The organism is Clostridioides sp. ZZV15-6388 (genome assembly GCF_020657755.1).
Lineage (GTDB): Bacteria > Bacillota > Clostridia > Peptostreptococcales > Peptostreptococcaceae > Clostridioides.
This window is the reverse complement of the sequence record NZ_JAGWCU010000043.1, coordinates 22,287-28,521: the sequence shown is the minus strand read 5'-3', so window position 1 is coordinate 28,521 and position 6,235 is coordinate 22,287. Positions and strand designations below refer to the sequence as shown.

General features: G+C 29.5%; 5 protein-coding genes and 3 tRNA genes. All 8 read left to right on the top strand.

Annotated elements, in window-relative coordinates:
• The first annotated feature begins 47 nt into the window (after nucleotides 1-47).
• Nucleotides 48-124 (top strand) — tRNA-Asp (locus KGF48_RS18055).
• A gap of 10 nt (nucleotides 125-134) precedes the next feature.
• Nucleotides 135-209, top strand: a tRNA-Gly gene (locus KGF48_RS18050).
• Between the two features lie 9 nt (nucleotides 210-218).
• Nucleotides 219-292 (top strand) — tRNA-Arg (locus tag KGF48_RS18045).
• Between the two features lie 930 nt (nucleotides 293-1,222).
• Nucleotides 1,223-2,062, top strand: a complete 840-nt coding sequence (gene cdaA / locus KGF48_RS18040; protein ID WP_227434523.1) for a diadenylate cyclase CdaA — start codon at nucleotides 1,223-1,225, stop codon at nucleotides 2,060-2,062.
• Nucleotides 2,059-3,243, top strand: coding sequence for a CdaR family protein (locus tag KGF48_RS18035; protein WP_227841462.1), 1,185 nt, complete (start codon nucleotides 2,059-2,061; stop codon nucleotides 3,241-3,243). The genes cdaA and KGF48_RS18035 overlap by 4 nt, the downstream gene beginning before the upstream one ends.
• Nucleotides 3,244-3,545: 302 nt before the next feature.
• Entirely contained in the window at nucleotides 3,546-4,448 is a 903-nt protein-coding gene (ptb, locus tag KGF48_RS18030) for a phosphate butyryltransferase (RefSeq protein WP_227434525.1), read from the top strand.
• A gap of 21 nt (nucleotides 4,449-4,469) precedes the next feature.
• Nucleotides 4,470-5,549 carry a butyrate kinase gene (gene buk, locus KGF48_RS18025; RefSeq protein ID WP_227839387.1) on the top strand — a complete coding sequence of 360 codons (1,080 nt, stop codon included), beginning with the start codon at nucleotides 4,470-4,472 and terminating at the stop codon, nucleotides 5,547-5,549.
• On the top strand, nucleotides 5,539-6,216 hold the full coding sequence (locus KGF48_RS18020) for an ATP-binding protein (protein ID WP_227839388.1): 678 nt from the start codon (nucleotides 5,539-5,541) through the stop codon (nucleotides 6,214-6,216). The genes buk and KGF48_RS18020 overlap by 11 nt, the downstream gene beginning before the upstream one ends.
• The last annotated feature ends 19 nt before the right edge of the window (nucleotides 6,217-6,235 follow it).

The window sequence follows — 6,235 nt, the reverse complement described above, 5'->3', positions numbered from 1 at the left end:
ACAAGCAGGGGGTCGCAGGTTCGAGCCCTGCTGGTCCCACCATTTGCGGCCTGGTAGTTCAGTTGGTTAGAATGCCAGCCTGTCACGCTGGAGGTCGAGGGTTCGAACCCCTTCCAGGTCGCCAAATTAAATAAGCGGGAATAGTTCAGTGGTAGAGCGCAACCTTGCCAAGGTTGAAGTCGCGAGTTCGAATCTCGTTTCCCGCTCCATAATAATTTGGGTGCATAGCTCAGCTGGATAGAGCAACGCCCTTCTAAGGCGTGTGTCCGGGGTTCGAATCCCTGTGCGCTCATTAAGAAAAGTTTACTATATTTATAGTAAACTTTTATATTGTTTAAAAAGACACAGGATACATGCATGTCACCTGTGTCTTTTTATTTATAAATATCAAATTATATAAGAGTTACATTATATTCATTAATATTGTAATCATATTAATGGTAATGTATAATAGTCTACAAGAAGTTTATAGAAAGATTTATTGCATAGACTTAATTATTAGTAAATAGGCTCATATACATTATACTGTATACTTTATAGTACTGAGACATTAGAATACTATTTAAATTCATAAATTAATTTCTTATACTGAAAAAGAACGATGAAATATATTATGAAATACTAGATATTCTAAGTGCTTGATAATATGGTGTTTGTAGATTGTATTAAATGAATTGTTATACTTATAAGTAATATATGTATGACTTTGAAAATAGATAAGCTGTTTTAATTATTTTTATTATAAAAGATAATTTCTAGAAAAGATACATAATAAGATATTAATAGAAGTTGATATAAATTATTTATAAGGGAAATTATTGGTATAAGATAAAAATAATATTACCAATATAATATTAATAAAAATAATGTTACAATTTTATATAATTAATAAATAGATTATTAAATTTATTGTAGTGAACATATATTGAAAGATAATATGTATTTTGAAATAGATTTTATAGTATAAAATTGCATCAAGGCGCGAGTACTATTTTGTATTCGCGCCTTGATGATTTGAATTATTTAAACTAGATTTAACTTTAATAGAAAATATATATTTTATGAGCAATATTTTTAATGTATTTAGAGATTATTTAACAATCTCAATCTATAAAAATAGAATTATTTACACAAAAGTTAAATAGTTTGTATAGAGTTAGATTTATATAGTATAATACATAGTGTAAATAATTAAGAAGTTATCGAACAGGAGGATAAAACTGTGTTAGATATAAATTCTTTTTTAAATGAATTTTTTAATATAATATTAAGAATGAGTATATATGATTTAATTGACATATCCATAGTAGCATATATTTTTTACAAAATATTTATGTTTATAAAAGACACAAGAGCAGAACAAGTATTTAAAGGTATAATATTTCTTTTGCTAGCAACTCAACTTAGTAACACTTTTAAATTGCATACCGTTTATTGGATATCTCTTAAGGCGCTGGATTATGGAGTTATAGCAGCTCTTATAATTTTTCAGCCAGAATTTAGAGCAGGGCTTGAACATATAGGAAGAGCAAAGTTTAATTTATTTGGAAAAAATGTAAATACTTCAGAAGAAACTCTTAATAGAACTATAGAAGAGATTGTAGAAGCTTTATATTCACTTTCTAGACAAAAAATAGGAGCTCTTATCATAATGGAGAGAGAAACCAGAATAAGTGATATAATAAATACAGGAACTATAATTGATGCCGAAATTTCTAGGCAATTATTGATAAATATATTTATACCAAATACACCATTACATGATGGAGCTGTTGTAATTAGGGATTCTAAGGTAAAGGCTGCTGCATGTTTCTTGCCGTTGACAGAGAGTAAGGACTTAAGCAAAGATTTAGGTACTAGACATAGAGCTGGAATAGGTGTAAGTGAAGTCTCTGACTGTATAACGCTGATTGTATCAGAGGAAACTGGAGGCGTATCAATTGCTAAAGCTGGTAAGTTATATAGAGATATTTCTAGAGAAAGAATGATGAATATATTACGTAGTAATCTAAAAACGAATACAGAAACAAGAAGTTTTTTCAAAGGTGGTATATTTAAATGATAAATAGACTAAAAAATAATACCAAAATAAAAATAATATCATTTTTAAGTGCAATTGCTTTATGGATGTATGTTATGGCTGTAGTTGACCCTGAAGAAACTAGAGGGTTTGAAGATATACCTGTATCTATAAGTAATATGAGTGATTTAAATGATAAAAATCTTGTTATATATCCAGACGAAAAATTAACAGCAGATGTGTATATAAAAGGTAGTTTATCAAAGGTACAAAAAGTTAAAAAAGAGGATATACATGTGTATGGAACTGTTGAAGACCCAATACAAGGTAAGAAGGAAGTATATTTAAAAGCAAATATTCCTCAAGGTGTTACTTTAGAATTTAAGCATGATGTTTTAATAGTAAATCTTGAGAAAAATATAAAAGAAAAAAGAGATATAAAGGTAGAAGTAAGTGGGAATTCAAAAAGAAATATAGATAATATTGAATTAAGTAAAAATTATGTCGATATATCGGGTCCGATGAGTTTAGTTAAAGAAGTTAAAAGTGTAAGAGCTAATCTAAATGTCGGCAACGAGACAGAAGATTTCTCTAAAAAATTGGATTTAATACCTTTAAATAGTGATGGAACTAAGGTTGAAGGTGTGACATTAAGTTCAAGTTCTGTAACAGCAAGTGTAGAATTATTAAAAGAAAAAACTGTACCAATAAGAGTAGATTTAAAGGATAATAATCAAGATAATAATACATTGAAAAATTATAAATTAAGTAAAGATGAAGTTACAATAAAAGGTAAAAAAGAAAATATAGACAAAATAAATTATATTAAGACAAAACCTATTGATTTAGTTGATTTAGCTAATGGAGAAGAAAAAGAGGTGAGTCTAGAGATTCCAGAAGGAATAACTATTGATGATACCTCTATAACTATAAAGCTAAATGAAACAAAACAATTAAGTGCTGAGTTTGTATATAGTCCAGAAGATATTATGTTAAGAAATATTCCAGCAAATATGGACAATCCAAGTATAATTTCTACTGGAGATATTCAAGTTGTTGTAGAATCAACAGAAGATTTAAGTAAGCTAAATAAAAAAGATATTTCGTTATATATCGATTTATCAGAAGCACCTACTGAAAATGATAAATATAAAATAAAATATGAAACAACATATCAATTTAAAAAAATAAATATAGAACCTAATATTGTTGAAGTGGAATGAACAAATATTTTGAATATTTAGTTGTTACAAGATGCGACAAAAAAATCTATAAAATTAAGTTTGTTAATTTTATGTTTTTGTTGCATCTTGTTTATTTTAGTTATATTATAAAATAAGGACAATGAGATATTTGTTAAATCTAAAAAGTGTTAGATATATGAAAAAAGACTGATAAATAGATTAAATAAATATTTTTGAATTAAATATTTCAATTATCCCTAGGAAAACGTTGCTGAACGAGTTATAATTTAATTGAGATATAAAAATTCTATTTCAAAAAATTCAAGATGAGGTGGAAATGCATGAGAAGTTTTGAAGAAGTAATTAAGTTTGCAAAAGAAAGAGGACCTAAAACTATATCAGTAGCATGTTGTCAAGATAAAGAAGTTTTAATGGCAGTTGAAATGGCTAGAAAAGAAAAAATAGCAAATGCCATTTTAATAGGTGATATAGAAAAGACTAAAGAAATTGCAAAAAGCATAGACATGGATATCGAAAATTATGAAGTAATAGATATAAAAGATTTAGCAGAAGCATCTCTAAAATCTGTTGAATTAGTTTCACAAGGAAAAGCCGATATGGTAATGAAAGGGTTAGTAGACACATCAATAATACTAAAAGCAGTTTTAAACAAAGAAGTAGGTCTTAGAACTGGTAATGTATTAAGCCACGTAGCAGTATTTGATGTAGAGGGGTATGACAGATTATTTTTCGTAACTGATGCAGCTATGAACTTAGCTCCTGATACAAATACTAAAAAGCAAATCATAGAAAATGCTTGCACAGTAGCACATTCATTAGATATAAGTGAACCAAAAGTTGCTGCAATATGCGCAAAAGAAAAAGTAAATCCAAAAATGAAAGATACAGTTGAAGCTAAAGAACTTGAAGAAATGTATGAAAGAGGAGAAATCAAAGGTTGTATGGTAGGTGGACCTTTTGCAATAGATAATGCAGTGTCTTTAGAAGCAGCTAAACATAAAGGTATAGATCATCCTGTAGCAGGAAGAGCTGATATATTATTGGCTCCAGACATCGAAGGTGGTAATATATTATATAAAGCTTTAGTATTTTTCTCAAAATCAAAAAATGCAGGAGTTATAGTTGGAGCTAAAGCACCAATAATATTAACTTCTAGAGCAGATAGTGAAGAAACTAAACTTAACTCAATAGCTTTGGGCGTTTTAATGGCAGCAAAGGCTTAAATTTAAGGGGGAAATAGGCAAATGAGCAAAATATTTAAAATCTTAACAATAAATCCTGGTTCGACATCAACTAAAATAGCTGTATTTGATAATGAGGATTTAGTATTTGAAAAAACACTAAGACACTCTTCTGAAGAAATAGGAAAATATGAGAAGGTTTCAGACCAATTTGAATTTCGTAAACAAGTAATAGAAGAAGCACTAAAAGAAGGTGGAGTAAAAACATCTGACTTAGATGCTGTAGTAGGTAGAGGTGGTCTTCTTAAGCCTATAAAAGGTGGAACTTACTCAGTAAGTGACGTTATGATAGAAGATTTAAAAGTAGGAGTTTTAGGAGAACATGCTTCAAATTTAGGTGGTATAATAGCAAAACAAATAGGTGATGAAGTTAATGTTCCTTCATACATAGTAGACCCAGTTGTTGTGGACGAACTAGAAGAGATTGCTAGAATTTCTGGTATGCCTGAAATAAGTAGAGCAAGTGTAGTACATGCTTTAAATCAAAAGGCAATAGCAAGAAGATATGCTAAAGAGATAAACACAAAATATGAAGATATAAATCTTATAGTTGCACATATGGGTGGAGGAGTTTCTGTTGGAGCTCATAAAAATGGTAGAATAGTAGATGTTGCAAACGCATTAGATGGAGAAGGACCTTTCTCTCCAGAAAGAAGTGGTGGATTACCAGTAGGAGCATTAGTAAAAATGTGCTTCAGTGGAGAATATACTCAAGATGAAATTAAAAAGAAAATAAAAGGTAATGGTGGATTAGTTGCATACTTAAATACTAATGATGCTAGAGAAGTTGAAGAAAGAATTGAAGCTGGTGATGAAAAAGCTAAATTAGTATACGAAGCTATGGCATATCAAATCTCTAAAGAAATAGGAGCTAATGCTGCAGTTCTTAAGGGAGATGTAAAAGCAATATTATTAACTGGTGGAATCGCATATTCAAAAATGTTTACAGATATGATTGCAGATAGAGTTAAATTCATAGCAGATGTAAAAGTTTATCCAGGTGAAGATGAAATGATTGCATTAGCTCAAGGTGGACTTAGAGTCTTAACTGGTGAAGAAGAGGCTCAAGTTTATGATAACTAATGATAAAAGAATAAGAATCATAACAGGTCACTATGGAAGTGGTAAAAGTGAATTTGCGATGAACTATGTTGTTAAATTAAGAGAGATGGTTTCTGGCAAAGTTGCTATATCCGATTTGGATGTGGTGAATGTATATTTTAGAACTAGAGAAAAGAAAGAGCTAATGAAATCTTTAGGTATACAACCAATAGATAGTTCGATTAATGCTCCAACATTAGATTTACCAGCAGTATCAGCAGAGGTAATGTCACCTATGGTTGACCATTCATACAATTCTGTTATAGACTTAGGCGGAGATAATGTAGGTGCTAGAGTTATAGGAGGATTTAGTCATTTATTAAAAGAAGGCGACTATGACATGCTTTTTGTAATAAATGCAAATAGGGAGAAAACTCAAACTTCTGAAGAAGTTATCCAATATATAAAGGAAATAGAGAAATCTTCTAAACTAAAGGTAACAGGTCTAATTAATAATACTCATCTTATTAGGTTTACTACTATTGATGATGTTTTAAGAGGTCAAAAAGTTGCAGAAGAAGTTTCTAAGGAATGTAATATACCAATAAGATATGTTGCATGCTTAGAAAATCTTGTTGAACAATTACCAAAAGATTTAGAGGGAGAAATTTTTCCGATAAAATTATATATGAGAGAAGACTGGATGTAGTTTGGGCTCAAATATATAG